We start from the raw sequence: 1,919 nt of genomic DNA on the forward strand, positions 1-1,919 counted from the left end.
CGGAAATATTGACCTGCACAAAAGCCTGAACTCGCAGTCCCAGTGCTGCTGCCTTCTTGTCCAATTCCTGAGCGAGCGATAAGCGATCAAGCGAATGTATAAATTTAAATTTTCCAATTACATCTTTAACCTTATTCGTTTGGAGATGACCAATAAAATGCCACGTTCCCCGGTCACCCAACTTGCTCCATTTATCAGCAGCATCCTGCCAGCGATTTTCGCCCACATGCTCCAAGTCGTTATCCAATACCGATGCCATTGCTGCCGCCGAAACATATTTCGTGACAGCGATCACATTCACTTCATCACGCGAACGTCCGCTGCGGGCACATGCCGCTTCAATACGGGCGTTGACTTCTTTAATTCGTTCCTCCAGAGACACGGGAGGACTCACCTCTCTTCCAGACCAATCCAGCTCGCCATTCTTCCTGTAACGCCGCCTTCCTTGCGATACGAAAAAAACAAATCGCTGCGGCTACTCGTACACAAGGTAGTACATTCGATATGGCTCGGCAATATTCCTGCTTTCATCATAATGTGTCGATTGCATTGTTTCAAGTCGAGTAGTGTTTTTCCGCTCATTAAGGGGAAATAAACAGAACCTTCCCATTTATCATTACCCGGGCAATCATGCTCTAAAACCCGAATTTGGTTCATCACATGCTCATCTACCTCATAGGATTCAGGACCAATGGAAGGACCAATAGCTGCTAGTATATCGGACGGTTGAGATCCATATTCGGTTTGCATGGTCTGCACCATTTTCAACGCAATTTCCGCAACCGTTCCCTTCCAGCCTGCATGCGCCAGCCCAATCACACGATGCACGGGATCACAAAAATATAATGGTACACAGTCAGCATAAAAGGACGTCAGCAAAATGCCCGGTATATTCGTCAAAAGTCCATCTGTGTCCTGAAAGGCCGATGCACGATCTAGAAAGCCACGCCCGCGATCAGCAGCCTGGACAATAGCAACATGATTGCCATGAACCTGCTCACCACATGTCCACGCTTCGGCAGCAAAGCCAAGCTGCTCAGCAACCAATCGGCGGTTGCGAATGACTTTCTCAGGGTCATCCCCTACATGAAACGCACAGTTCAAACTGTCGTATGGCGCTTCGCTGACACCACCATGACGCCCTGTAAAACCCGCTGTTATTCCCTGAACCTGCTGCTTCCAGGATTGAATATATAACAACTCCGGCACGGGACGTCCGCCATCTTGCATGGGCGTAGTCCCTGTAGCCCCAGTATTCACTATAAACGGTTCCATTTCGCTCTCACCTCTACTGCCCAGTGTACCAAAAAGCCGCCGCTGTGTCTTCACAACATACTAAATTACGAGTACCTGCTGTTCAAAAGCTCCGTCGGTCATTCCGTTCCTGACGTTCGATATACGATTTTTCCTCCCTTTCATCTGGTGGCTCATGCAATCCCTCCAGTCGTACAAGTACAACATCCGAGCCAATTTTCACAATGTTGCGCCACGGAATAACCAATTCGCTTCCCCCTCCAAACCAGCCCATGAATCGGCTGCTCCCCGGAACTACAATCGCTTCAATTTTCCCTTGTCGTACGTCAATCTCCAGATCACTAATTTGTCCCAGACGTCGTCCATCTACAATGTTAATGACATCCTTGGTTTGAAATTCGGAAATCTTCATGGCTCTTACTGACGTTTCCGGTGCACTCACACGCATCACATCCTTTATTTCACTATATGAGTGGAAGAGCCTAAAAAATGTCCTGTAAACGCAAAAACGATCCGCAAGGGATCGTTTTTATCACTGGATCATTCAAGCAGTTCGCTCATTTCATTTAGGACTTTACATGCTTTTGCATTTGCTGTATAGCCGACTTCTCTAATCTCGAAACCTGGGCTTGAGAGATGCCGATTTCGTCGGCAACCTCCATTTG

At 47.7% G+C, this 1,919-nt stretch carries 2 protein-coding genes and 2 pseudogenes; all 4 read right to left on the reverse strand.

Annotated features, from left to right (window positions below; all coding sequences use genetic code 11):
- Positions 1 to 382: pseudogene (locus tag AC5V8P_RS25350) on the reverse strand (YggS family pyridoxal phosphate-dependent enzyme); the annotation flags it as partial.
- Positions 383 to 390: 8 nt separating this feature from the next.
- Complete coding sequence (pgeF, locus tag AC5V8P_RS25355; protein WP_064796063.1) at positions 391 to 1,275, reverse strand: peptidoglycan editing factor PgeF; 885 nt, start codon at positions 1,273 to 1,275, stop codon at positions 391 to 393.
- An 82-nt stretch (positions 1,276 to 1,357) separates the two neighbouring features.
- Positions 1,358 to 1,696, reverse strand: coding sequence for a YlmC/YmxH family sporulation protein (locus AC5V8P_RS25360; protein ID WP_063210146.1), 339 nt, complete (start codon positions 1,694 to 1,696; stop codon positions 1,358 to 1,360).
- A gap of 124 nt (positions 1,697 to 1,820) precedes the next feature.
- Positions 1,821 to 1,919, reverse strand: a pseudogene (locus AC5V8P_RS25365) (RNA polymerase sigma-G factor); the annotation flags it as partial.

This window comes from Paenibacillus sp. N119s (assembly GCF_059447605.1).